This is a genomic window from Plantactinospora sp. WMMB334 (assembly GCF_049179095.1).
In the GTDB taxonomy this organism is placed as follows: Bacteria; Actinomycetota; Actinomycetes; order Mycobacteriales; family Micromonosporaceae; genus Plantactinospora.
Window position 1 is genome coordinate 4756823 of sequence record NZ_JBMHME010000002.1, and the last position, 25118, is coordinate 4781940.

Below are 25118 nucleotides of genomic sequence, written 5' to 3' on the forward strand. Positions count from 1 at the left end.
GCTCACCAGGACACCCACCGAGCGTCGCTCGATCGGTCGGCTCGTCCTGGCTGGGTGGCTGCCAGATCTTGATTACCTGTTGCTGCTCTGACGACAACAACTCGTCAAGATCTTCGATGGCACCTGGCATGGCGGGGACGGTGGGACGGGGTGGGTCGGAAAGGGCTTTCCTGTTGTCGGTAACGTATCGAATCGTTTCAATCAAGTCAACGCCGTCGATGGATGTCGGCCTGGTCCGTCTCCGCACGACAGGTTGGGTGCGTAATGACCAAAAGGTGTTCGGCTCCTGACCGCCGGCCGGCTACCCTCTCCCGGTGACCACTCGCAGGCCGGCTCTCGGCGTACTCCTGGTGCTCTCCTCGGCGGTGCTCTTCGCCGTCAACGGCACCGTCTCCAAGCTGGTTCTCCGGGCCGGCGTCGACGCCGCGCAGCTGACCCTGATCCGGGCCGCCGGGGCGTTCGCCGGCCTGCTCGCCCTGAGCCTGCTGCTCCGACCGGGTGCCCGGCGGCTCCGGGTCACCGCAGCCCAACTGCCGCTGCTGATCGCCTACGGACTGGCCGGGTTCTTCCTGACCCCGATGCTCTACTTCGTGGCCATCTCCCGGCTGCCGGTCGGCATCGCGCTGCTCTTCGAATACACGGCCCCGCTGCTCGTCGCGCTCTGGGCCCGCTTCGGCCAGCGCCAACGGGTACGCCCCCGGCTCTGGGGCGGGCTGGCCCTCAGCCTCGTCGGCCTGGCCTGCGTGGCCGAGGTCTGGGGAGAACTCACCCTGGACGGCCTCGGGGTGCTCGCCGGCCTCGCCGCCGCCGTCATGCTGGCCGGCTACTACGTGCTCGGCGCCCGGGGCGTCCGGGAGCACGACACGCTCTCCCTGACCACCTGGGCGTTCGGCGCCGCGGCCGTGGCCGGCCTGCTCACCCGGGCCGTCACCGACGGCACCGGGGGCTGGGCGCCGCTGGGCGGGACCAGCGGCGGCGTCCCGGTCGCGCTGCTCTGCGGGTACGTCGTCCTGCTCGGCTCGATCCTGCCCTTCCTGCTGGTGGCGGCCGCGTTGCGGCACCTACCGGCGACCAGCGTCGGGATCCTCGGCATGACCGAACCGGTGCTCGCCGCCACGGTCGCCTGGCTCGCCCTCGGTGCCGGCGAGGTGCTCAACGCCGCCCAACTCGGCGGCGGCCTGCTGGTGCTGGTCGGGGTAGCGCTCGCCGAGACGGCCCGGATCGCCGAACCCTCCACCGGGCCGCCGGCGGATCCACCGCCCGCGCTCGCTCCCGACGTGCTCGCGACGCCCCGCTGACCTCCCGGTGCCCGGGGCAGCTGCGAGACCGCCGGAAGGCAAGATAGAGGTCATGCAGCCACATCCGAACGTGCGGGCGGTGCAGGACGCGTTGGAGAACGCGGGCGGGCGCGACGGTTCCGGTGCACCCAGCCGGGTCCGGATCCTGCCCGAGGCCGTGCACACCGCCGCCGCTGCCGCGGCGGCCCTCGGAGTCGAGGTCGGCCAGATCGCCAACTCCCTGATCTTCGACGCGGGCGGCGAGCCGCTGCTGGTGCTCACCTCGGGCGCGCACCGGGTGGACACCGCCCGGGTCGCCGCGGGCCTCGGGCTGACCGCCCTCACGCGGGCCACCCCGGAGTTCGTCCGGGAGCACACCGGCCAGCCGATCGGCGGAGTCGCCCCGCTCGGGCATCCGAAGCCGATCCGTACCCTGATCGACACCGCGCTCGCCGACCACCCGGAGATCTGGGCGGCCGGTGGCGTGCCCCGGGCCGTCTTTCCGACCACCTCCGCCGAGCTGCTGCGGATCACCGCCGGCAGCATCGCCGAGGTGGCGTGAGCGGGCCGGACCGTGTTGCGGCCGGACGGGGCGGGCCCGAACCGTCCGGCGACCCGCCGCCGGCACGGCTCAGGCCCGAACCGTCCGGCGACGCGCCGCCGGCACGGCTGGTCACCCTGCACGTCTGGCGGGTGCCGCCGCGCGGCCTGGCCCGGGCACTGACCCGGATGGCCGTCGACCGGCGCCGGCTGCGGGCGCTTCCCGGCGTACGCTTCGGCAAGCTGCTCGGCACCGGGACGGGCGACGGCTTCGGGCCGACCGACGCCGACCTGACCCGTTGGGCCGCGCTGGTCGTCTGGGCCGACCCGGAGCGGGCCGCCGCCTTCGACGAGAGCCCGGTCGGGCGGGCCTGGCGCCGCGTCGCGGTGGCCGGTGCCCGGCTCGACCTGCGCCCCCTGGCCAGCCGGGGCCAATGGTCCGGAGTCGAGCCCTTCGGCGTGCCCCGCTCCCCCACGGAGGGCCGCCCGGCGGGCACGGGCACTGGCCGCCCGGCGGGCACCGCCCCGGGCGGCCCGGCGGGCACGGGCACCGCCCCGGGCGGCCCGGCGGGCACGGGCACCGCCCCGGGCGGCCCGGCGGGCACGGGCACCGCCCCGGGCGGGCCGGCGGGCACGGGCACCGCCCCGGGCGGGCCGGCGGGCACGGGCACCGCCCCGGGCGGGCCGGCGGGCACGGGCACCGCCCCGGGCGGGCCGGCAGCGGGTGCCGGGACGACAACCGCACGGGATGCGCCCGTGCTGGCGCTCACCCGGGCCCGGCTGCGACCGTCGCGGGCCGGCATCTTCTGGCGGGCCGTCCCGCCGGTGGTCGCCGCGCTGCACGAGGCACCCGGCCTGCTGGCCCGGTTCGGCGTCGGGGAGGCGCCGCTCGGCTGGCAGGGCACGGTCAGCGTGTGGCGGAACGCGACGTACCTGCGCCGGTTCGCGTACCGTTCCCCCGAGCACCGCGCGGCGATCGACCGCACGTCCAGCGCACGCTGGTACGCCGAGGAACTGTTCGCGCGGTTCGAGGTACGCGATCTCGCCGGTGACCCGACCGTGCTCGGCTGGGTCGCGTCCGGCGACGACCGGGAGCCCGGCACCGGCAGGTAGTGAGGAGCGGACGACCATGAGGCTGGTGCCGTGGAAACCGGACGATCTCGCCCGGCGGCTCGACGACGTGGTGGCGGTCTACGGCGAGGCGATGGGTTACCGGTCCGAGCTGCTGGAGGCACGGCGCGGCTACATCGCGACCCACGTACGCCGATCCGGGTTCCGCGCGGTCGCCACCCTCACCACCAACGGTCACCTGGTCGGCTTCGGCTACGGCTACCTCTCCGCCCCCGGCCAGTGGTGGCACGACCAGGTCTACAACGCCCTGCCCGGCGACGCCCGCAAGACCTGGTTCACGGACTGCTTCGAGGTGGTCGAGCTGCACGTCCGGCCCGCCGCCCAGGGGCACCAACTCGGCGCCCGGCAGCTCCGCGCCCTGCTCGGCATGGCCGAGGGAAGCACCACGCTGCTCTCCACCCCGGAGGCCGACGAGCAGACATCCCGGGCCTGGCGGCTCTACCGGCGCTTCGGTTTCGTCGACGTACTACGCGACTTCCGCTTCCCCGGTGACGAGCGGGCCTTCGCGGTCCTCGGCCGGGACCTGCCGCTCACCCTACCGGAGCGATGACCGCCGACCGGACCGCCGACCGGACCGCCGACCGGAGCGCCGACCGCGGCCCCGCCGGACACGGCCCCGCCGGACACGGCCCCGCCGGACACGGCCCCGCCGGACACGGCCCCGCCGGACACGGCCCCGCCGGACACGGCCCCGCCGGACACGGCCCCGCCGGACGGCTGAGCTGGCTGCTGCTCGGCGTACTGGTGCTGGCCCAGATCGGCTATCCGCTCACCGGGGGCGCCGATCGGGCCCGGCTGACCGTCGCCACGGTCTGCCTCGGCTATCTGCTGTCGGTCGGTCATGCCCTGCTCAGCCGGGGTCTCCGGGTCGCCACCGGGCTGGTGCTGGTCACCACCGGCGGTGGACTGGCGGTCGAGGTGCTCGGGGTGGCCACCGGTGTGCCGTTCGGTGGGTACGCCTACTCCGGCGAGCTGGGCCCGAAACTCGCCGGGGTGCCGCTGGTGATCCCACTGGCCTGGACCTGGATGGCCTGGCCCGCCTGGCTGGCGGCGGTCCGGCTGACCCGGTCGGGAACGGGTCGGGTCGCCCTGGCCGCCGTCGGGCTGGCCGGCTGGGACCTCTTCCTCGACCCGCAGATGGTCGCCGAGGGCTACTGGAGCTGGCAGGACCCGCACCCGGCCCTGCCCGGGGTGCCGGGCGTACCGGTCGGCAACTACCTCGGCTGGCTGCTCTTCGCCGTACTGCTGATGGCGCTGCTCGGGCCGGTCGCCGGCCGGGCCGCCGCCGCGCCGGCCGGTCCCCGGGACGACGCGCCCATGTACGCCCTCTACCTCTGGACCTACCTCGGCAGCATCGTCGCGCACGCGGTCTTCCTCGGCCTGCCCGCCTCAGCCGGTTGGGGCGCCCTGGCCATGGCCGCCGTCGCCCTCCCCCTCGCCTGCAAGGAGGGGGCCCTTCTACAACAGAAAACGATAAGAAGGGGCCCTTCCTTACACCCCGACCGGCCGGCGGGATGAGCGGCGGCCCGGTCGCCGCCTGGGGGGTGGCGGTTGCCGTCGGCGTGCTCACCGGACACACCTGGTGCAACGCCGGCCGCTGGCTACGCCGCCCTCCCTCCGGACCCGTCCGTGCCGGCGAACCGGTCGCGGTGCTGCTGCCGGTACGCGACGAGGCGACCCGGGTCGTGTCGTGCCTGCGGGCGCTGCTCGCCCAGCGGGGCGTACCCGAGTTGGAGATCGTGGTGCTCGACGACGGTTCGACCGACGGCACCGCCGAGGTGGTCCGGGCGGTCGCGGCCGGGGATCCCCGGGTACGCCTGCTCGACGGCGCGCCGCTGCCACCGGGCTGGCTCGGCAAGCCGCACGCCTGCCAGCAGCTCGCCGACCGGGCCGGGCCGGACGCGACCGTACTGGTCTTCGTGGACGCCGACGTGACGCTCGCCCCGTCCGCCGTCGCCGCCGCCGTGCACACGCTCCGGTCGGCCTCGGCGGTGCTGCTCTCGCCGTACCCCCGGATCGTCGCCGGCTCGCCGGCGCAGCGGCTGGTCCAGCCGCTGTTGCAGTGGCTCTGGCTGACCTTCCTGCCGCTGCCGGCGATGGAGCGTTCGCGCCGGCCGAGCCTGGCCGCGGCCGGCGGCCAGTTCCTGGTGCTGGATCGGGCCGGTTACCGGCGGGCCGGCGGGCATGCGGCGGTCCGGGACCGGATCCTCGAGGACATCGAGCTGGCCCGGGCGGTGAAGCGCTCCGGCGGCCGGATCGCGCTCGCCGACGGCTCCGGGCTGGCCGACTGCCGGATGTACGGTTCCTGGGCCGAGCTGCGGGACGGCTACGCCAAGTCGCTCTGGGCGGCGTTCGGCCCGCCGGCCGGGGCCGCCGTCGTGGTGTCCCTGCTGCTCGTGCTCTATGTCCTGCCGCCGCTGCTCGCCGTCGCCGGGGTGCTGGCCGGCGCGCCGACGGTGGCCCTGGCCGGCCTGCTCGGTTACCTGCTCGGGGTGGCCGGTCGCCTGGTCAGCGCCGCGTCGACCGGCGGCCGCGGCTGGCCCGACGCTTTGGCACATCCGTTGTCGGTCGTGGTCCTCGGTTGGCTCACGTTCCGGTCGTACCATCTGCGGAGGCGGGGGCGGCTGCGCTGGCGGGGCCGACCGGTGCGCTGAGCGCGGTGGGGGCCGCGACGGCACGCACGTAGCCGGCGGCGGGTGTGCACCCGCGCAGCTCCGGCCACCGGTACGGCGACGGCGGTTGACCGGAACGAGGGGGCTGACACGTGAGTCGGGTGGTCGTCATCGGCGCGGGCGTGGGCGGTTTGGCCGCTGCGGCCCGATTAGCGGCACTCGGCCACGAGGTCACCGTCTACGAGCGGTCCGATGTGGTCGGTGGCAAACTCGGCCGGTACACCCGGGAGACACCGGTCGGGACGTTCCGCTTCGACACCGGCCCGAGCCTCTTCACCCTGCCGCAGGTCTTCGTCGACCTCTTCGAGGCGACCGGCGCCAAGCTGGACGAGTACCTCGACCTGGCGCCGCTCGACCCGATCGTCCGGCACGTCTTCCCGCCCGCCGCCGGGTCGACGACGCCGGGGCCCGCCACCCGGCCCGGGAGCGCCGCCGAGCCCGGGAGCGCCGCCGAGCCGGGGGCCGCCGCCGGTGCGGGGACGGTGCTGGACTCGTGTGCCGATCCGGCGGTCTTCGCCGAGCGGATCGCCGAGGGGTTCGGTGCCGGGGCCGCCGACGACTGGCGCCGGCTCTGGCGCCGCGCCGAGCGGATCTGGACGGCCTCCTGGCGGGACGTGCTACGCCGGCCCGTCGACTCGGCCCGGGACCTGGCGGGGCTCTCCTGGCGCCTCGGTGACCTGGCCGCGATCGCCCCCGGCGGTACGCTGCGCGGCCTCGGCCGGCGTTACCTGCGCGACCCCCGGCTCCGGATGATGCTGGACCGGTACGCCACCTACACCGGCACCGATCCGCGCCGGGCACCGGCCGCGCTCGCCGCGATCCCGTACGCCGAGCTGACCTTCGGCGGGTGGTATCCGCGCGGCGGGCTCGGCACCCTCGCCGACGCACTGCTCTCCCGCTGTCTCGACCTGGGTGTGGTGGTGGCGACCGGCAGCACCGTCACCGGCATCGAGGCGGCCGGCGGCCGGGTCCACGGGGTACGCCTGGCCGGCGCCGTCGCCCCGGTCCCGGCGGAGATCGTGGTGGCGAACACCGACGCGCTCACCCTCTACCGGGAGCTGCTGCCGGCCCCCGACCGGCTGGCCGGGCTGACCGAGCGCAGCCTGGCCGGCTTCGTGCTGCTGCTCGGGGTACGCGGCGAGACCGGCCTGGCGCATCACAACGTCTTCTTTCCGGCCGACTACGACGCCGAGTTCGACGCGGTCTTCGGCGACCCGGGCCGGGGCGTACCGGCCCGGCCGGTGGCCGACCCGACGGTCTTCGTCAGCGTGCCCGACGATCCCCTGGTGCGGCCGGCCGGGCACGAGGCGTGGTTCGTGCTGGTCAACGCGCCCCGGCAGGCACGGTCGCTGGGCGGGATCGACTGGCGCCGGCCGGGCCTGGCGGACGCCTATGCCGACCGGGTGCTGGCGGTACTGGCCGAACGCGGCGTCGACGTGCGGGACCGGCTGGTCTTCCGCGAGCTGCGTACCCCGGCCGACCTGGCCGGGACGGCGGGCGCGCCGGGCGGGGCGATCCACGGCAGTGTCGGCGGGCTGCTGCGACCGGCAAACCGGGGGCCGGCCCGTGGCCTGTTCCTGGTCGGTGGCTCCACCCATCCCGGCGGTGGCCTGCCGATGGTGACGCTCTCCGCGCAGATCGTCGCGGACGAGATCGGCCCGGCCTGACCCGGCCGGCCGCCCCTGGCTAGCCGGGGCGCGGCGGCTGCCGGTAGGTGATCCGGCGGATCAGCACCTCGAACGGCCCGCGATGCCCGGTCCGCCGCATCCGGTCGGCCAACACCACGCTGCCCAGCCAGGTCGTGACGGCCAGCAACGCCGTACCGGCAACGGTGAGGGTGCCGGAGAGGTCGAGCAGGAACGGGGTGAAGGTGACGGCCCAGACGACGGACTGGGCCAGATAGCAGGTCATCGACCGCTGGCCGGCGGCGGCGACCGCGTCGACCACCGGTCGCGGATGCCGCACCTCGAGCCGGGCGGCGAGCAGCGAGAGCAGGGCGGCGTACCCGAGGCCGCCGAGGATCCCCGTCGCGTCGTGCAGCGGACCCAGCAGTTCGAGCGCCGCCCGGTCCGGTACGGGCAACGCACCGGCGAGTACCAGCGAGATCGGCTGGGCGCCGAGCAGCGCGGCGCCGATCCCGACCGCCGCCGTGACGCGCAGCAGTCCACGGTGTCGTTGCGGCCGCTCCAGGATGCGCCGACGCCCCGCCCAGAGGCCAAGCAGGAAGGGGCAGACGAAGCCGAGCGGTCCGAGCAGCGCGACGTAGAGGGAGACGGGGACGCGGTGGACGACGGCGGAAAGCGGATCCGGCGGAAGCATCGAGATGTGCGGCGGTTCGCTGCTGATCGTCAGGGAGCCACCGCCCGGCAGGGTGTGGAGCAGGAAGAAGACGAGGGCCGTCACCAGCAGCCAGCGGTCCTTCCAGCGCACCGACCAGGCGCCGGCGAAGAGCAGTACGCCGTACGCCGCCAGGATGTCACCGACGTAGAGCAGCACCGCGTGCAGGAAGCCCACGACCACCAGCACCAGGCTGCGTCGCCACAGCAGCCGACGTACGGCCCGGGGCCCGAGTGCCTCCTGCCGGCGGGCGATCCGGGCGACCCCGTACCCGAAGAGGAGCCCGAACATCGGGAACGCCCGGCCGTCGACGACGGTCGCGATCAGCCAGGTCACGACCCGGTCGACGGCAGAACCGTCCTGCGGGTAGCCGCCGAGCACCGACGTGCCACGCAGGAAGTAGTGGGAGTTGGCCAGGGCGATGAACAACAGCATGAACCCACGGGCCAGGTCGGGCCCCAGGGCGCGGGTCGACACCGGGCCCGGTCGGGGCGGATCCGGCTGAGGTGGTCGGGCCCGACTCGCCGTCGTCGGGCCGGTCGCGGGCTGCCCCGTGGCACCTCGCTCGCGCGGTGCTGTCATGCCCACCAGCACACCAGGCGCCGGTGCCGGGCCTCATCGTGCTTCGGTCGGTATCGGATCGACCAAAGTCGGTGCTCCGCTCGTCACTCGGGCGGTTCGCGGCGGCTCAGTTCCACTCCGGTCGGCTCGCGGCGGGCCAACTCCTTACCGGGAAGATCGTCGCCGGTCGGCCCCTCCCCCGCCGGCTCCTCCCCGATCGGCTGCCGGCCGGAGGGCTCCGCGCCGACCGGTCGATCCGGGGCCGACGGCCTGCCGATCGGGGCACCGCCGCTCGTCCCGCGGCCGGTCGGCTCCCTGCCGGCCATCTCCCTGCCGGTGTCCAGTGACCGGCGTACCGCGGAGAGCAACTGGACCATGCCGAAGAAACCGAGCAGCACCCAGATCGCGGTGGCCAGCGTGATCGTGCCGGCCGCCAGCTCCGGCATGACCAGGTGGGCCAGCGCGGCCACCAGCAGCCCGACCACGGCGACACTGACCCGGCTCGGCCGCTCCCCCACGGTGACGGTGCCGATCTCCTTCATCCCCGCCGACACGGAGCGGGCCCGGGTATACTCGTGCAGCCAGGAGAGTGCCCCGGCCGCCGCCACCAGCTCGCCCGGCGCACCCAGCAGCCAGAAGGCGACCAGCCAGGTGACCTCGCCGATCCGGTCGGCCAACGAGTCGTAGACGTAGCCGAGCCGGGTGGTCCGGCCGGTGACCACGGCGACGGCGCCGTCGATGCTGTCCGCCACGGCCGCGAGCAGCACGAGCCCGGCCGCCACCAGCGGCCCGACCGGTCCGGGCGGCGCCCAGGCGACCGCGATCGGTACGCCGATGCAGAGCAGCACCCCCAGCACCGTCACCGCGGTCGGCGAGACGTGCAGCCGGGCGAGAAAATATCCCAGCAGGTACGACATCCGCAGCCATCGGCGCACCGACGTGGTCGCCATCCGGGGGTCGAAGCCGCCGTGCAGCCGCGCCCACTTGTTGGCGTATTCGTCCCACGTCAACCGGTTGCCCACGCTGGCTCAACCGCCGTACGGCGACCCGGGTCGCGCCGGGCAGCGGTGCCGCACCCGGCAGCGGTGCTGGACGCCGCCGCACGGGCCCTGGACCGGCTCGGGTCGCACCGGCTCAGGCCCCGACGCCGGCCTGGAGGCTCTGCCAGACCTCGCGGGTCGCCGTCGACCGGTTGAGCGTGATGAAGTGGATCCCCGGCACGCCCTCGTCGAGCAGTCGGCGACACATTTCGCTCGCCTGCTGGACGCCGAGTCGCCGGACCGCCTCCGGATCGTCGGCGATCCGGTCGAACTGTGCGGCCAGCGCGGGCGGAAACGGCGCCCCGGAGAGCTGCTGGGAACGCTCGATCGTGCTGAGCTGGGTGACCGGCATGACGCCGGGCAGGATCGGGGTGTCGCAGCCGGCCGCCACGACCCGGTCGCGCAGTCGGAGGTAGTCGTCCGCGTCGAAGAACATCTGGGTGATCGCGAAATCCGCCCCGGCCCGGCACTTCTGGATGAAATACCTCGTGTCTGTGGTGATGTCCGGCGAACGGGGATGCTTGTAGGGGAACGCGGCCACCCCGACACTGAAGTCGCCCGCCTCGCGGACCAGCCGGACCAGGTCCTCCGCGTAGAGCACCCCGGCCGGATGCCGCACCCACTCGCCCATCGGATTGCCGGGCGGGTCGCCGCGCACCGCGAGCACGTTGCGCACCCCGGCACTGGCCAGCCGGCCGATCACGTTGCGCAGCTCGGCGACCGAGTGGTTGACCGCCGTCAGGTGCGCCATCGGCAGCAGGGTCGTCTCGGTCGCGACCCGCTCGGTCACCGCGACGGTGGTGTCCCGGGTCGTGCCGCCGGCCCCGTAGGTGATCGAGACGAACGAGGGGCGCAGCGACTCCAGCTCCCGGATGGCCTGCCAGAGCAGCACCTCGCCCTTCTCGGTCTTGGGTGGGAAGAACTCGAAGGAGAAGGTCGGCTCGGGACCACGGACGAGGTCCCCGATCGACGGTCGCGAGTCGGGAAGGACGGAGGGAAGACCGAGCGCCACAGGGCGACTCTACCGGTCGAGCCGGCCGGGTTTCGGGCCATTCCGTCCCGTTCGGGGCGTGGAATCCGCTCTTCCGTCCCATTCACCGGTCACCGTCACGACCGTCGGGGCCCCGGCAGGCGGCGAGCAGGCCGCGTACGGCGATCTGCCGTCCGGAGCAGGGCCACGGATCGGCGCAGGCGCGGCAGATGTACGGCCCGAAGGGCCCGGTGGAGGCGACCGGTCCGGTGGGTGGGTTGGCGTCGTGCCCGGTCGATGGGCTGGCGGGAAGGTCTGCCGGGTCGGCGGGTGGGTCGGCAGGGCCGGCGGGGTCGGCGGGGTCGGCAGGGTCGGCGGGGTCGGCAGGGTCGGCGGGGTCGGCAGGGTCGGCGGGGTCGGCGGGCAGTGGACTGTGGTCGCGGTGGAGGCGTAGCGCCAGCCGCCAGGCCATCGGATGCACCACCTCCGGCGGCGGCTCGTCGGGTGGGTTCTCCGGGTCGAACGGCAACTCGCTGGGCATGGCGGCACTCCTCGACGCGTCGATCGAATCGAACCGGCCCGGTGCCGGCCGACGCCTGGCAGGCGTACCGGTCGGTCGTGGCCGTTGCCGTTGATCGAACGGCGGATCGGGCCGGCGGGGAGGAGCCAGCGGGGAGGGGCCAGCCGTCTGGCCCCGGGGGCCCGGGGCGGTCGGGCTCCGGTGCCGGCGTCGATCATCACCAGCCCCGGCGTCTGCGTCGCATTCACCGCCAGTACCGCCCAGAGGGCCCAGGTGATGTCCGGGCTACGGCAGGGGTTGAACGGTACGAACTGGACATGTCCCCCGACGCTGGGCCGAGGCCGTGGCGGCGTGACCCGGGATGATCCCGATCCGCCCCTGAACCCGCACCCCGAGTCCGAGGCCGTTCCACCCGCCAGCCAGACCGGTGCCGCTCTTGGACCTTGACGACTTGTTGCACCTGGAACGACAAGAAGTCGTCACGATCTACTCGGGCACGTCGTCCTGCTCGGCGTACTCTGCCGTTACGCGTGTTCGCCTTCGAGATCCTTACGGCGCTTCTCGGGCCATGCGAACGCCAAGGAAGTCGGCAACCTCAGCCATCGCCATCACTTCCTCGGTCACTGGCAGACCTTCCGACGGACCGCCCTTCACGACACGTGGATGCCTCCCCCGCGCCGAGTCGTAATGTGCAGTGGGACGGTTGGGCATGCCGGGCGACCCTTCGGGCACGGCTGCTGCCGAGAGCCGAATTCCGGGCGCCACCGGTGGGGCTGGGCTGGCCGTCTACATGGCGGCGCGGTTGATGGTTGCGCTGCAAGATCTGTGCCAGCTCAGCCCGCAGCCCGCCGCCGGAGAACCCCCGCCGTAGAGGAAGGCGCGCGCACCGGAGGCACGGCGACGGAAGCAGAACGTCGTACCCGGACGGTAGGAATTGACCTGCGCAGCGGGGGCGGTTCGCCGGCTCCCGGGGGGTCGTGCGCGGGGGTCAGCAGCAGGTTCGTCATCATCACGCGCCGAAGGACTGCCATGCCCCGAGTCGAGCACGGACCATACGACGTCGTCCCCGGTCGGTGCACCGCACCGGGCGCACTCGGCGCGCTCCTGACCGAGCTGCGGCTGGCTCGGGGCTGGAGCCAACTCCGGGTCGCCGAACAGCTCTGCGCCGCCTCCGGCGTGCCGACGGTCAGCCGGCACGAGGTGTCCCGCTGGGAACGCCAGCAGCGGATACCCGGCCAGTTCTGGCTCGGCTGGCTGGCGGCCGTACTCGATGTGCCGGCCGCCGATCTGCAGGTCGCCGCCGCCGCGAGCCGGTCCGTGACGGCCGGCGGCGGAGGCGGGGGCGAGGGAGGTGACGGGACGGCACGGGCCCGGCGGGAATTGTTGGCCTCGGCACACGCCTGGCTCGCCGACCCCGACGGGCCGGTCGGCCCGGGGTGGACGGTCCGGGGCGGGCCGGAGACGGGCGACGCCCCCGTGCCCGAGGTGCCGCTCGACGCGACCGGTGTCGCCCGACTGCGTCGGCTCGACGACGTGGTCGCCGGACGCGACCTGCTGTCGTCTCCCGCCGGCCGGCTCGCTTTGGCCACAATCGAGCGGCTCACCCGGGCAGCCATGCGCGACCGGCGTGGGCTGGTGCTGCTGGCCGAGGCGGCGCAGCTCACCGGTTGGCTGCACGCCGACGCGGGCGACCTCGGCGCCACACTCCGCGCCTACCGGCTGGCCCTGACCGCCGCAGCCCGGGCCGGCGACCGGAGCCTCGGCGGATACCTTCTCGGCTCGGCGAGTCACCTGCTCAGCACCTTCGGCGACCCTCGGGGTGGGCTGCTGCTCGCCCGTACCGGATATCTCGGCGCCCGGCGCGCCGCACCGGCCGGGGTGCGGGCGGTGCTGCTGCACCGGATCGCGCTCGCCGCGGCGCTCTGCGGCCGGCACCGGACCGGGCAGGCGGCGCTGGACGCCGCCGAACGGGCGGCCGGGCGGCACGAGCCGGACCGGGGGCCAGGCTGGCTCTACTGGCTCGACGGACGCGAACTCGCCGCGATGACCGGTCGCTGCCTCGCCGCGCTGCACCGCCCGCTGCGCGCCGAAGCGCTGCTGCGCGCCGCCCTGACCCGGTCGGGCCAGCCCAGGACGGCGGCGGTCTACGGCGCCTGGCTGGCCCGCGCCCACCTCGAACTCGGCGAGCTGGAGCGGGCCGCCGAGGTGGCGGACACCGCGCTGCTCGACGCCGTACGGTCCGGATCGGCTCGGGCGGCGGCGGAACTTGCCGGTACCGGGCGGCGGCTCGCGGCGTACCGGGCCGAGCCGGCGGTCCGGCGGTACGCGACGCTGGCCGCCGCCGCGCACCACTACCTGCCACCGGCGCCCTCGATCGGCCCTGCCGGATGACGCCCGACCCGTCTGCCGAACGACGCCCGACCCGCCTGCCGGATGACGCCCGACCCGCCTGCCGAACGACGCCCGACCCGTCTGCCGGCCGGCCACGCCCCGCCAGACCCGGCCCGCCACGCTGATCACGCCGGAGGTGTCGGTCCGGCGCCCCTGACGTGTGCCGCCGGGTCGCGGGACGGAACGGCGAGGCCGTGTCGAGCAACCGGTTGGTCGATCCACTAGCGTCATGGCGTGACCGATTCCACCCCCGCGTCGCCAGTCGACCGCGCTGACCTCCGTCGGCGGGTCGACGGGTCGCTGACCCGGTTCCTCGCCAGACAGCGCGCCTGGATGACCGGCGTCGACGACGCTCTCGGCCCGGTCGCGGAGACGCTGGAGGGGTTCGTACTCGGTGGTGGCAAGCGGCTCCGGCCGGCCTTCGCCTACTGGGGCTACCGGGGTGCGGGCGGGCCGGACGGCGACGACATCGTCAGCGGGCTGGCCGCGCTGGAGCTCGTGCAGGCGAGTGCCCTGATCCACGACGACCTGATGGACCGCTCCGACACCCGACGCGGCGAGCCTTCGATCCACCGGCGGTTCGCCGCCCGGCACCGGGCGGCCGGCTGGGCCGGCGAACCGGACGGGTTCGGCGAGTCGAGCGCCATCCTGCTCGGCGACCTCTGCCTGGTCTGGTCCGACGAGATGCTGCACGGCAGCGGCATCGATCCGGTCGTGGTGGGCCGGGCCCGGCCGATCTTCGACGAGATGCGTGCCGAGGTCACCATCGGGCAGTACCTGGACGTGCTCACCCAGGTCACCGGGGACACCTCGGTCGACCGGGCGAGCAAGGTGGCCAGGTACAAGTCCGCCAAGTACACCGTCGAACGACCGCTGCTGTTCGGCGCCGCGCTCGCCGACGCGCCCGCCGGGCTGCGGACCGCCTATTCCGGGTACGGGTTGCCGCTGGGCGAGGCGTTCCAGCTCCGGGACGACGTACTCGGCGTCTTCGGCGATCCGGGCCAGACCGGTAAACCGGCCGGGGACGACCTGCGGGAGGGCAAACGTACCTATCTGGTGGCGGCGGCCTTCGAGACGACCGACCCGGCCGGCCGGGAGGTGCTCTCCCGGCGACTCGGGGACCCGGGGCTCGACCCCGCCGGAGTCGACGAGCTACGCGGGATCATCACCGACAGCGGGGCGCTGGACCGCACCGAGCGACGGATCGCCGCCCTCACCGACGCGGCGCTGACCGCGCTGACCGACGCCGACCTGGAGGCCGAGGCCCGCGAGGTGCTCGTGGATCTCGCGGTAGTGGCCACCAGGCGCAAAGACTGAACGACCGGGTACGGGAACCTTCCCTTTTTCGCCCTCCCCAGGCAGAAGGACCCGCCCGCCAAGCCGCCGGCCCGGATGCTGGTCTGGTGCGACCCGGCGAGGACCTGCCCGACATGACCAACGTGCTGACATGCCTGACGTGCTGACATGCCTGACGTGCTGACATGCCTGACGTGCTGACATGCCTGACGTGACCGCCGGTCGGACCGACCGGCTTGGGGCGGGCCGACCGGGCGGGCTCCGCACGCTCCGGCTGGCCGGCCTCGGCGCCGGTGTGGTCCTGGCGGCCGGTGCGTACGGGGCGGGGGCGCTGCCGACCGGCGGTACCGGAGCGGCGCAGGTGCCGGACGGCTGGATCTCCTGGCTCGGCCTGGCCGGTTGGTTCGCCGGACTGGCGATCCTGACGGGCGTCTGGTGGCGGCTCGGCCTGCGGATCCGGCGCCGGCCGGGGAGCGTGCCGCTGGGGTGGCTGCTGCGCACCGGGCTGCTCTGGGCGGTTCCACTGCTGGTCGCGCCCCCGGTCGGCAGCCGGGACGCGTACGCCTACGCCTGTCAGGGCGCGCTCTGGCTCGACGGCGTCGACCCGTACACCATGGGTGTGCTGCCCGGCGGATGCGTGTGGGCGGACGCCGTGCCGGCGCTGTGGCGGGACACCACGACGCCGTACGGGCCGCTGGCGGTGGCGCTGGCCGGCGGGGCCGTCGCGGTGGCCCGGCTGGTCACGGCGTCGACCGACGGCCAACTGCTGGTGGCGGTCGCGCTGCTCCGGGCCGAGGCGGTGGCCGGCGTCCTGCTGGTCGCGGGTTGCCTGCCCCGGCTGGCCCGCGCCGGTGGCGTCGAGCCGGTCCGGGCCGCCTGGCTCGGGCTGGTCTCCCCGCTCGTCCTGGTCCACGCGATCGGCGGCGCGCACAACGACGCGCTGGTGCTGGGGCTGGTCGTGGCCGCCCTGGCGCTGGCGGCCAGCGACCGGACCGTCGGTGCCGACCCGGGGTCGGGCACCGGCCGGGCTCGTGTCCCGGTCGGCGTGGTGGTCGCGGTCGCGGCGATCGCCGGCGGGCTGCTCGGTCTGGCAGTCGCGATCAAGGTCACCGCGATCGTGGCACTGCCCTTCGCCCTCCTACTCGCCGCCGCCCGGCCCGATGCCGCCCAGCCCCGCACCAGCCGGCCCGACATCGCCCAGCCCCGCACCAGCCGGCCCGACATCGCCCAGCCCCGCACCGGCGAGGCCGAGAGCGGCCAGTCCCTCCCGACCCTCCTGCCGACCGTCGCGGTGGCCACCGTCGCCGGGCTGGCCGGTGCGGGGCTGGCCTTCGCCGGAGTGTCCCTGGCCACCCGGCTTGACCTGGGCTGGCTCGGCGCCCTCTCCGACACGGGCCGACTGGTGCAGTGGACGTCGATACCCACCGGGCTGGGCATGGCGGCCGGCTACCTGCTGCGCCTCCTCGGTCGCCCGGAGGCGGTCGACGGCGCGGTGGCGACGGCCCGGCTCGCCGGCCTGCTCGCCCTGGCCGGCACATGGGGACTACTACTGGTCCACGGCTGTCGGATACTGGTCCACGGCTCGCGGGTGCACAGCTCGCGGGTGCACAGCTCGCGGGGCGCTTCGGCAGCCGACCGGACCCGCACACGGCGCCACCTGGTCGGCACGACCGGGGTGGCCTTCACCGCCCTCGCCCTGCTCTCCCCGATCTTCTACCCGTGGTACGGGCTGACCGCCGTGGCCGTGCTCGCGGCCGGCCTCTCCGCCGACCGGTGGATTCGACGGGTCGCCGTGGCGGTGATCGTCCTCAGTTTCCTGGTCCTGCCCGGTGGGCTCGGCCTGGCAGTGCTCACCAAGCTGCCCGGTGCGCTCCTCGACGTGGCCCTGGTGGCGGTGCTGTCCGCCGTGGCGTACCGGAAATGGCGACGCCGGTCGCGGGCAGGCCGTCGGAATCAGCGCCGCGTCCGACGGCGCTGACCGGACTCCCGGCGTGCGTCGGCGCCGTCAGGGGACCGGCCAGGGTCGGGTGCCACCGGCGCGGTGCCGGGCTGCTGCCGATCCAGGGGCCGGAACAGCCGCAGCAGCCGGGCCCCGTCACCCGCGGCCGGGGCGCGCTGCACGCCGGCCCTGCCGAGCCGGACCCAGACGGCCAGGGTCAGCAGCACCAGGGCGAAGCCGAAGAGCAGATCCTCCACCGGCGCGTACGCGATCCGCCAGCCGATGATCGCATCCGGGGCGTACCGGACGATGTCCCGGCCGGTCAGGATCCCATTGGAGATCAACTGGAAGAAGACGACGATGGGATAGGTGGCCCAGAAGACCGGCCGGAGGAGCAGCCGGGTGCGCAGTACGAAGAGGTCGACCAGGGCGACGCCGGCCACCCCCAGCAGGGCCGCCACCGTGTAGCTCACCGCGCCTCTCCGCCCGTCTCGTCCACTCCGTCCCGCACCCCCGCCCGAGCTAGCCGCCGTCCCGCGGCGGCTCGTCACCGGCCGGCCAGCGCCGTACCGCCCGGACCGCCTCGAAGCCGAGGATGGCGCAGCAGGGTACGACGAGGAAGAAGAGCACCTCGTCCAGGGGCAGCCCTCCGGGGAGCAGTACGCCGGTGGTCTGCTCCGGATCGAAGGTCCAGTGTCCGGCGGCGATGGCGGCCAGGTCCCAGAGCGCGAAGACCACGACCACCGGCAGGAGGGTGAGCAGCAGTCGACGCCACCGCCGCAGCACGTTGACCCGCAGGACCGGTTCCAGCCACAGCGCGGCGCCGAGACATCCGGCGAGCACCCCCAGGTAGGTGAACCGCTGCACGACGCGAAACCCGGTCAGAACCCGGTGGCCTGGGCCCGGCGCTTGACCTCCCGGGCCCGGTCGTCGCCGAGCGCCGCCGCCGGGGTGCCCGGCAGGGTGTCGTCGGGCAGGTAGAGCCAGCGCAGTGTCGCCTCGTCGTCGTATCCGGCGTCGTGCAGCAGGGTGAGAATACCCGGCAGGTGCTTGCGTACCGTCCGGTTCGCGACCAGCTCGCCCGGAACCACCCGGGTGCCGTCCCGGCGGACCGCCAGCAGCTCCCGGTCCCGGAGCATCTGGTGCACCTTGCTGATCGACACCTCGAGGCGTTCGGCGACCTCCGGCAGGCTCAGCCACCCCGACGGCTCGGTGGGCTGCGGCTGCGGGTCGGCGGGTGAGGTTTCGGTCACCCGCTCACCTTGCCACGTGGTCGCCCGCACCGACGAGCGGCTCCCCGCGACGGTCCGGCCGGAAGGTTTCCTGAGCGGGTGCGACCGCCGCACCGGAGGCGGCCCGGGCGACACGAAACTTTTCGCTTCGGCGTCGGCTGTGGCATCCTGTTCTGCCGCTGCCCTCTGGAGACATAGACTGCCTGCCGATGGACATACAGGTCGCCGACACGCTGCTGAACTCGCTGATCGACGGGCGCTACCGCATCCGCGGTCGCGTGGCCCGTGGTGGGATGGCGACCGTCTACACCGCCATCGACGAACGACTCGACCGTACGGTCGCAATCAAGATCATTCATCCTAACCAGGCCCCGGCCGCGCGGGTGCAACTCACCGACTTCCTGGAGCGGTTCACCGACGAGGCCAAGACCATCGCCCGGCTCACCCATCCGAACGTGGTCGCCGTCTACGACCAGGGCACCCACGGCGGGCTGCCCTACCTGGTCATGGAGTACGTCCGCGGCCGGAACCTGCGGGAGATCCTGGCCGAGCGCAAGCGGCTCAACCCGAGCGAGGCGCTCGCGATCCTGGAGCAGATGCTCGCCGCGATCGGGGCCGCCCACCGGGCCGGCCTGGTGCACCGGGACGTCAAGCCGGAGAACGTCCTGGTGGCCGAGGCGCCGAGCGGCGGCGCGGGCAACCTGATCGACAGCGTGGTGAAGGTCGCCGACTTCGGGCTGGCCCGGGCGGTGGAGGCGAGTTCCGACACCGAGGGCGGCAACCAGTTGATGGCGACGGTCGCCTACGTGGCGCCGGAGCTGGTCACCGACGGCCGGGCCGATCCCCGTACCGACGTCTACGCCGCCGGCATCGTGCTCTTCGAGATGCTCACCGGCCGGGTCCCGTACGACGGCGACCGGGCCGTCGACGTCGCCTGGCAGCACGTCGACCGGGACGTGCCGCCGCCGTCCACGCTGGTCCCGGGCCTGCCACCCGTCCTCGACGAGCTGGTCCGCCGGGCGACCCGCCGCGATCCGGGAGCCCGGCCGACGGACGCGGGTGCGTTCCAGAGCGAGGTCCAGGTGGTCCGGGACGACCTCGGCACGGTCGCCAACGCCAACACCACGGTGCTGCGGCAGATATCCACCGCCGACCAGCCGACCATGGTGGTGCAGCAGCCGACCATGGTGGTCCCGCCCGTACAACCCAGCGAGCGGCCGTCCTGGGCCCGCCTGCCGGACCAGCCGCGGGAGCGACAGGCCCGGGACGGCGGCACCCCGCACCGCCGCCGCGCGGCGAGCCCGGGGTCGGACCTTCTCGACCGGGTACGCGAGACCGGCGAGCGGATCTTCGCCGGCCGGGCCGCGGTGGTGGTGACCGCGGTGGCGCTCGCCCTGGTCGTCGGGATGGTCGGCTGGTGGTTCGCGTTCGGCCGTTACACCGAGACACCGAGCCTGGCCGGCCTGGCCAGGGCGGAGGCGCAGGCGCAGGCCGAGCGGTCGGGTTTCGTGGTGAAGTTCGCCGATCCCCGCTACAGCGAGGAGGTGACCAAGGACGCGGTGCTGGCACAGGATCCCGAGCCGACGAGCCGGATCCGGCGGGGCGGCACCCTCACCCTCACCCTGTCGCTCGGTCCGGAGCGCTTCCCGGTGCCGGACGTGGTCGGCAAGACGCTCGATCTCGCCCAGCTCGACCTGGAGAACGCGAATCTGGTCGTGGAGCGCGGCACCGACCGCTTCAACGACAACCTTCCGGAGGGCGTGGTGATCGCCACCAGCCCGAAGGTCGGCACCGTGGTCAAGCCCGGAGACAAGATCACCGTCATCGTGAGCAAGGGCAGGGCGCCGATCGACGTTCCCCTCCTGGTCGGCAAGAACATCAACGACGTACGCGGCATCGTCGAGGAACTCGAGCTCAAGCTCGTCCTGGAATACAAGGACTCCGACAAGCCCAAGGACCAGGTGATCGCGCAGAGCCCGCAGGACGGCGCCGGGGTGGAGAAGGGCGCGGAGATCAAGGTCGAGGTCAGCGAGGGACCGCCGGCCGTGACCATGCCCCGGGTAATCGACCTGCCCTGCCAGCAGGCGAAGCAGCTCCTGGAGGGCCAGGGTCTCGCCGTCGGCGTGCAGTTGAACCCGAACGGGACGGTCCGGTTCCAGAACCCCAACGAGAACACGCCGGTGCCCCCGGGGACACAAGTTGTCATCACCTGCCTCTGAACCCGCCCCTGAGCCCGCCTCGACGCCGGGCGGCCGTCCGCCTGCCGCTGCCGCTGCGGCTGCGGCTGCTGCGGGGCCGCCGCGCCGGCCCATCGGCTCGCACACCCCGACCTCGGGCGGGCTGGCCCGGGCCGCCCTGCCCTACGCCGAGGCGGTCGGCTCGGAGGTGGTGCAGGTCTACGTCGGCAACTCGCGCGGCTGGGCGCTGCCGCCCGGCGATCCCGGGCAGGACGCGGCGTTCCGGGCCGGCTGCGAGGAACGCGGGCTGCGCGCGTACATCCACGCGTCGCTGCTGGTGAACCTCGGCTCGCCGACCGCGGCAACCGTCCAACGGTCGGTGGCGACGCTGGCGCACGCGCTGGACCGGGGGGCTGCGATCGGTGCGGCCGGGGTGGTGTTCCACGCCGGCAGCGCGGTCGACGCCGGGCACGCGGAGGCGGCGATGCGCCAGGTACGCGAGGCGCTGCTGCCGCTGCTCGACTCGGCCGCGGCCACCGGCGGGCCGAAGCTGCTGGTGGAGCCGAGCGCGGGTGGTGGCCGCTCGCTGGCCTCCCGGGTCGAGCACCTGGAGCCGTACCTCGCCGCCGTCGAGTGGCATCCGTGGCTCGGCGCCTGCTTCGACACCTGTCACGCCTGGGCTGCCGGGCACGACCTGGCCCGCGAGGGCGGCATGCGCGAGACGCTGGACGCGCTGGTCGGCGCAATCGGGGCGGACCGGCTCTGGCTGGTGCACGCCAACGACTCGCGCGACCTCTGCGGCTCGACCCGGGACCGGCACGAGACGATCGGCAAGGGCAGCATCGGCGAGTCCGCCTTTGCCGAGCTGATGGCCCATCCGGCGACCGCCGGCATCCCGGTGGTCGTCGAGACGCCCAGCGAGAACCACGGCCACGCCAACGACATCACCACCCTGCGCCACCTGACCATCCCGCACACTGCCACCTCTCCCTCCGCCACCTGATGGGAGCGCCGGGTCGCGTAGCGTGGCGGCGGGTCGCGTAGCGTGGCGGCGGGTCGCGTAGCGTGGCAGCGGGTCGCGTAGCGTGGCGGCGGTGAAACGCAGGTCGCGCGGTTCGCCGCTGATCGGGCTGCTGGCCGCCCTCGCCGTGGCCGCCCTCGCCGTGCTCGGCGGTGCCGCCGGCTGTGCCGCCCGATCGGCCGACCCCGCCGGATCCCCGGAAGCACCGACGGCGCCGGCCGGTGGTTCGGGCACGCCGACCGCGTCCGCCGGCCCGGGTGGCGGTGCAGGTGATGACCGGAGCTCGACCGTGCCCGGATTCGTCACCGAGGTCTCCACGGTCACCGCCGACGACCTCGGCGCGAGCTGGCGCCCCGGCTGTCCCGTCGGCCCGGACCAGCTCCGGCGGATCCGCCTCGGATACTGGGACTTCGACGGCCGGCCCCAGGTCGGCACGATCATCGTGCACCGGTCGGTCACCCCGGAGGTGGTCGGGATCTTCGCCACGCTCTACCGGGAACGGTTCCCGATCCGGCGGCTACGGCCGGTCGACGCGTACGGCGGCAGCGACGACAGGTCGATGGCCGACGACAACACCTCCGGCTTCAACTGCCGGAAGGCGGTCTCCACCGGCCGGGCGACGTGGTCCTCGCACGCGTACGGGAAGGCGATCGACGTCAACCCGGTGGAGAACCCGTACCTGCTCGACGGCCGGGTGCTGCCGCCGGCCGGGGCGGCGTACCGGGACCGCTCCGGTTACCGCCCCGGGATGGCCGTCCGGGGCGGCACCCTGGTCGAGGCGTTCGCGGCGGCGGGTTGGCAGTGGGGTGGCGGGTGGGACTCCCCCGACTACCAGCACTTCACCAGGACCGGCGGCTGAGCCCACCACCCGCCGGGCCGGCGCCGGAAAAACGAGGTCAGCGCCGGGAGATCGAGGTCAGCGCCGGAAAAGGTCGGTGAGCACCGTGATCGCCCGGTCCACGCCCGCGTCGTCCAGATCGTGGTGGGTCACCAGCCGGGCGATGCGCGGGCCGAGCACCGAGACCAGTACGCCCCGCTCCCAGGCCGCCGCACCCAGCGCGGGAGCGTCGAACCCGCACTTGGTGAGGTCCAGCGGGACGATGTTGGTGCGCACCGGACCGGCCAGTACACCGAACGGGGCGAGCGCGTCGGCGAGCCGGGCCGCCCGGGCGTGGTCGTCGGCGAGCCGCTCGACGTGGTGGCGCAGCGCATACCGGCCGGCGGCGGCGAGCACCCCGGCCTGGCGCATCCCGCCGCCCATCCGCTTGCGGATCGTCCTGGCCCGGGCGATCCGCTCGGTGCCGCCGACCACCAGCGAGCCGACGGGCGCGCCGAGCCCCTTGGAGAGGCAGACGGAGAGGGTGTCGAAGAGCGCGCCGTAGCTCGCCAGCGGCACCCCGTCGGCGACGTGTGCGTGCCAGATCCGCGCGCCGTCGCAGTGCAGCCCGACACCGGCGTCGTCGGCGATCCGGCGCAGCTGCCGGAGAGTGGCCAGCGGGATGACCCCGCCACCGCCCCGGTTGTGGGTCTGCTCGACGGCGATCGCCCGGGTCGGCACCGCGTGGTAGCCGTCCGGGCGGATCATCGCGGCTACCACTTCCGGGTCGAGGTCGGCACCGGCCGGCGACCACGTCCGGGTGGAGACGCCGCCGACCGCGGCGGCCGCGCCGATCTCGTACGTCACGACGTGCGCGTCGGCGTCGCAGAGCAGTTCCTCGCCGGGCGGGACCAGGAGCTGGATGGCGATCTGGTTGGCCATCGAACCGGTTGGGGCGAAGAGTGCCGCCTCGTGCCCGAAGAGCGCGGCGACCTCGGCTTCGAGGGCGTTGACGCTCGGGTCCTCGGCGTAGACGTCGTCGCCGACCTCGGCCGCCGCCATCGCGGCACGCATCCCCGGGGTGGGCCGGGTGACCGTGTCCGACCGCAGGTCGACGGGGGCCGGGGCGGCCGAGGCAGCAGCCGGCGCCGGGGCGGGCGGAGCCGGGGAGGACCGGTCGCGGTCAGCCACGGAGCATCTCCGCCACCAGGAAGGCGAGTTCGAGCGACTGCTGGGTGTTGAGCCGGGGGTCGCAGGCGGTCTCGTAGCGGTCCGGCAGGTGGATGTCCTCGATCGCCTGGGCGCCGCCGAGGCATTCGGTGACATCCTCGCCGGTCAGCTCGACGTGCAGGCCGCCCGGGTGGGTCTCCAGGGACCGGTGCACCTCGAAGTAGCCGAGCACCTCGTCGACGATCCGGTCGAAATGCCGGGTCTTGTAGCCGTTGGAGGACTCGTGGGTGTTGCCGTGCATCGGGTCGCACTGCCAGACGACCTTGGCGCCGGCGGCGGTGACCTTGGCCACGATCGGCGGAAGCACCTCCCGGACCCGGCCGTTGCCCATCCGGCTGATCAGCGTGAGCCGGCCCGGCATGTTCTCCGGGTTCAGCTTCTCGCAGAGCTCGATCGCCTCGTCCGGGGTGGTGGTGGGGCCGAGCTTGACGCCGATCGGGTTGGCGATCCGGGAGATGAAGTCCAGGTGCGCGCCGTCGAGCTGCCGGGTGCGCTCGCCGACCCAGAGGAAGTGCCCGGAGAGCCCGTACGCCCGGCCGTCGGAGACCCGGGTCAGGGCGCGGTCGTACTCCAGGGCGAGCGCCTCGTGCGAGCAGTAGAGGGTGACGGTGCGCAGCGCCTCGTCCTCGGTGAGCCCGCAGGCCCGAATGAAGGCGAGCGCCCGGTCGATCTCCCGGGCGATGGCCTCGTAGCGCTCGCCGGCCGGGGAGTTCTTGACGAAGCCCTTGTTCCAGTCGTGCACGGCGTGCAGGTCGGCCAGCCCACCGGCGAGGTACGCCCGGAGCATGTTCATCGCGGCGGCCGAGTTCGCGTACGCCCGGATCATGCGCTGCGGGTCGGCGACCCGGGCCTCCGGCACCGCCTCCAGCGAGTTGATCATGTCGCCCCGGTATGCCGGCAGCCCTCGCGCGTCGGTCGGCAGCGAGCGCGGCTTGGTGTACTGCCCGGCGACCCGGGCCACCTTCACCACCGGCAGCGAGGCACCGTAGGTCAGCACCACCGCCATCTGGAGCAGGGTCCGGGCGTTGGCCAGCAGGTGGCTCTCGGTGTTGTCGGTGAAGGTCTCGGCGCAGTCGCCGCCCTGGAGCAGGAACGCCCGGCCCTCGCAGACCTGCGCCAGCCGCTGCCGGAGCTGGTCGACCTCGTAGGGCGCGACGATCGACGGCACGTTCTGGAGAATCTTGCAGACCCCGTCGACCACCGCCTGGTCCGGCCACGGCGGCGTCTGGGCCCGGGGCAGCTCCCGCCACCGGTCCAGGCCGAGCGCCTCGTCCTCGGCGGAGTCCTCCGTGGGTCGGCTCGTCTGCAACGTCGGGTTGCCCACGGCGGGGTAGCTCAACTGGTGCCACTCATGGCGCATGCCAAGAAGCGTACGGCGACGGCCGGACCGGTACGGGGGCGAGGTGTCCCGGTCCGCTTCGTGGGAGCTGTCCGCCGGCCCTCATCTCGCGGCCGGCCCACCGGCAGGTCAGCTCTCCGGGTCGGGTGTGCCGGACGGCGGCGCCGGGGTGTGGCCGCCGACCTGCTCCCTGGCGATGCACCACTGCCCGTCGGCCCTGGCGACGGTAAAGAGGATCTTGGTTGAGGCGGCCTTGCCGCCGACCTTCACCGTGATCGACGTGCTGACGTCCTGGTCGGCCCCGTTGGCCCGGACATCGACGATCTTGGCGGCGGAGACCGTGAAATGCTTCGCGAAGTCGCCGGTCGGGCCCGTGGCGGCCTGGTCGAAGGACTTCCGCAGCGGCTCGCAGAGCTGTTCGCGGCCGTCGGCGACGCTCTTCGCCTTCATCGCGTCGAGGTACGCCTGCACCCGCTCCCGGGCCCGCTCCGGCCCCTCGTCCGGGGTGGGGGTGGGCTCGGCGCCCTGCCCGACGAGCCCGTCGAGCGGGCCGCAACCGGCCAGGCCCAGCGGCGCCATCGCGAGCACCGCGACCACGCCGACCATCCGCCGCCGTACGCCGACCATC

General features: G+C 74.2%; 21 protein-coding genes and 3 pseudogenes. 14 read left to right on the plus strand and 10 right to left on the minus strand.

Going from position 1 to position 25118, the window contains the following annotated elements; genetic code table 11:
* Positions 1–314 precede the first annotated feature (314 nt).
* The 8 genes and pseudogenes from ACN27G_RS20190 (at position 315) to ACN27G_RS20225 (ending at position 7287) form a co-directional block, all read left to right on the plus strand.
* Positions 315–1298, plus strand: a complete 984-nt coding sequence (locus ACN27G_RS20190; RefSeq protein WP_421494334.1) for an EamA family transporter — start codon at positions 315–317, stop codon at positions 1296–1298.
* Positions 1299–1350: 52 nt separating this feature from the next.
* Positions 1351–1839, plus strand: a complete 489-nt coding sequence (locus tag ACN27G_RS20195) for a YbaK/EbsC family protein (RefSeq protein WP_421494335.1) — start codon at positions 1351–1353, stop codon at positions 1837–1839.
* A gap of 167 nt (positions 1840–2006) precedes the next feature.
* Positions 2007–2282: pseudogene (locus tag ACN27G_RS20200) on the plus strand (monooxygenase); the annotation flags it as partial.
* Between the two features lie 231 nt (positions 2283–2513).
* Positions 2514–2930 (plus strand): annotated as a pseudogene (locus ACN27G_RS20205) (hypothetical protein); the annotation flags it as partial.
* Between the two features lie 16 nt (positions 2931–2946).
* On the plus strand, positions 2947–3498 hold the full coding sequence (locus ACN27G_RS20210) for a GNAT family N-acetyltransferase (protein ID WP_421494336.1): 552 nt from the start codon (positions 2947–2949) through the stop codon (positions 3496–3498).
* Entirely contained in the window at positions 3495–4466 is a 972-nt protein-coding gene (locus ACN27G_RS20215; protein WP_421494337.1) for a carotenoid biosynthesis protein, read from the plus strand. The genes ACN27G_RS20210 and ACN27G_RS20215 overlap by 4 nt, the downstream gene beginning before the upstream one ends.
* Positions 4463–5602 carry a glycosyltransferase family 2 protein gene (locus ACN27G_RS20220; protein ID WP_421494338.1) on the plus strand — a complete coding sequence of 380 codons (1140 nt, stop codon included), beginning with the start codon at positions 4463–4465 and terminating at the stop codon, positions 5600–5602. The genes ACN27G_RS20215 and ACN27G_RS20220 overlap by 4 nt, the downstream gene beginning before the upstream one ends.
* A 110-nt stretch (positions 5603–5712) precedes the next feature.
* The gene (locus tag ACN27G_RS20225; RefSeq protein WP_421494339.1) at positions 5713–7287 is read left to right on the plus strand and encodes a phytoene desaturase family protein; all 1575 of its coding nucleotides are present in this window, start codon (positions 5713–5715) and stop codon (positions 7285–7287) included.
* 19 nt (positions 7288–7306) lie between these two features.
* On the opposite strand, the gene ACN27G_RS20230 is transcribed toward ACN27G_RS20225, so the two are convergent.
* From ACN27G_RS20230 to ACN27G_RS20245, 4 genes and pseudogenes are all read right to left on the minus strand, one after another.
* A complete protein-coding gene (locus ACN27G_RS20230; protein WP_421494340.1) occupies positions 7307–8392 on the minus strand; it encodes a DUF418 domain-containing protein in 1086 nt (361 codons plus the stop codon).
* Positions 8393–8859: 467 nt separating this feature from the next.
* Positions 8860–9540 (minus strand): annotated as a pseudogene (locus ACN27G_RS20235) (CDP-alcohol phosphatidyltransferase family protein); the annotation flags it as partial.
* 112 nt (positions 9541–9652) lie between these two features.
* Positions 9653–10570, minus strand: coding sequence for a methylenetetrahydrofolate reductase [NAD(P)H] (metF, locus tag ACN27G_RS20240; RefSeq protein WP_421494341.1), 918 nt, complete (start codon positions 10568–10570; stop codon positions 9653–9655).
* A gap of 82 nt (positions 10571–10652) precedes the next feature.
* Entirely contained in the window at positions 10653–11069 is a 417-nt protein-coding gene (locus ACN27G_RS20245; protein ID WP_421494342.1) for a hypothetical protein, read from the minus strand.
* 1008 nt (positions 11070–12077) lie between these two features.
* Here ACN27G_RS20245 and ACN27G_RS20250 point away from each other — a divergent pair.
* The 3 genes from ACN27G_RS20250 to mptB all read left to right on the plus strand — a co-directional run bounded on the left by ACN27G_RS20250 (position 12078) and on the right by mptB (position 16713).
* The gene (locus ACN27G_RS20250; protein ID WP_421494343.1) at positions 12078–13439 is read left to right on the plus strand and encodes a transcriptional regulator; all 1362 of its coding nucleotides are present in this window, start codon (positions 12078–12080) and stop codon (positions 13437–13439) included.
* A 234-nt stretch (positions 13440–13673) separates the two neighbouring features.
* A complete protein-coding gene (locus tag ACN27G_RS20255) occupies positions 13674–14756 on the plus strand; it encodes a polyprenyl synthetase family protein (RefSeq protein ID WP_421494344.1) in 1083 nt (360 codons plus the stop codon).
* Between the two features lie 181 nt (positions 14757–14937).
* Entirely contained in the window at positions 14938–16713 is a 1776-nt protein-coding gene (gene mptB / locus ACN27G_RS20260; RefSeq protein ID WP_421494345.1) for a polyprenol phosphomannose-dependent alpha 1,6 mannosyltransferase MptB, read from the plus strand.
* Here mptB and ACN27G_RS20265 read toward each other — a convergent pair.
* From ACN27G_RS20265 to ACN27G_RS20275, 3 genes are read right to left on the minus strand one after another with little or no spacing between them, the layout of a single operon-like run.
* The gene (locus tag ACN27G_RS20265; protein ID WP_421494346.1) at positions 16689–17147 is read right to left on the minus strand and encodes a lycopene cyclase domain-containing protein; all 459 of its coding nucleotides are present in this window, start codon (positions 17145–17147) and stop codon (positions 16689–16691) included. The genes mptB and ACN27G_RS20265 overlap by 25 nt on opposite strands.
* A 49-nt stretch (positions 17148–17196) precedes the next feature.
* Positions 17197–17541 (minus strand): lycopene cyclase domain-containing protein, encoded by a 345-nt coding sequence (locus ACN27G_RS20270; protein WP_421494347.1) that lies wholly within the window; start codon positions 17539–17541, stop codon positions 17197–17199.
* A 14-nt stretch (positions 17542–17555) separates the two neighbouring features.
* Positions 17556–17927, minus strand: a complete 372-nt coding sequence (locus ACN27G_RS20275; RefSeq protein WP_421494348.1) for an Rv2175c family DNA-binding protein — start codon at positions 17925–17927, stop codon at positions 17556–17558.
* 188 nt (positions 17928–18115) lie between these two features.
* Between ACN27G_RS20275 and pknB the strand changes: the two genes are divergently transcribed.
* From pknB to ACN27G_RS20290, 3 genes are all read left to right on the plus strand, one after another.
* Complete coding sequence (gene pknB / locus ACN27G_RS20280; RefSeq protein WP_421494349.1) at positions 18116–20125, plus strand: Stk1 family PASTA domain-containing Ser/Thr kinase; 2010 nt, start codon at positions 18116–18118, stop codon at positions 20123–20125.
* A gap of 91 nt (positions 20126–20216) precedes the next feature.
* Positions 20217–21086, plus strand: coding sequence for a deoxyribonuclease IV (locus tag ACN27G_RS20285; RefSeq protein WP_421497399.1), 870 nt, complete (start codon positions 20217–20219; stop codon positions 21084–21086).
* A 91-nt stretch (positions 21087–21177) separates the two neighbouring features.
* Positions 21178–21963, plus strand: coding sequence for a M15 family metallopeptidase (locus ACN27G_RS20290; RefSeq protein WP_421494350.1), 786 nt, complete (start codon positions 21178–21180; stop codon positions 21961–21963).
* 57 nt (positions 21964–22020) lie between these two features.
* Here the strand turns inward: ACN27G_RS20290 and ACN27G_RS20295 are convergent, their stop codons facing one another.
* From ACN27G_RS20295 to ACN27G_RS20305, 3 genes are all read right to left on the minus strand, one after another.
* Positions 22021–23031, minus strand: coding sequence for a threonine aldolase family protein (locus ACN27G_RS20295; protein WP_421497400.1), 1011 nt, complete (start codon positions 23029–23031; stop codon positions 22021–22023).
* 73 nt (positions 23032–23104) lie between these two features.
* On the minus strand, positions 23105–24511 hold the full coding sequence (locus ACN27G_RS20300; RefSeq protein ID WP_421494351.1) for a class II 3-deoxy-7-phosphoheptulonate synthase: 1407 nt from the start codon (positions 24509–24511) through the stop codon (positions 23105–23107).
* A 108-nt stretch (positions 24512–24619) separates the two neighbouring features.
* Entirely contained in the window at positions 24620–25117 is a 498-nt protein-coding gene (locus tag ACN27G_RS20305; RefSeq protein WP_421494352.1) for a hypothetical protein, read from the minus strand.
* Between the last annotated feature and the right edge of the window lies 1 nt (position 25118).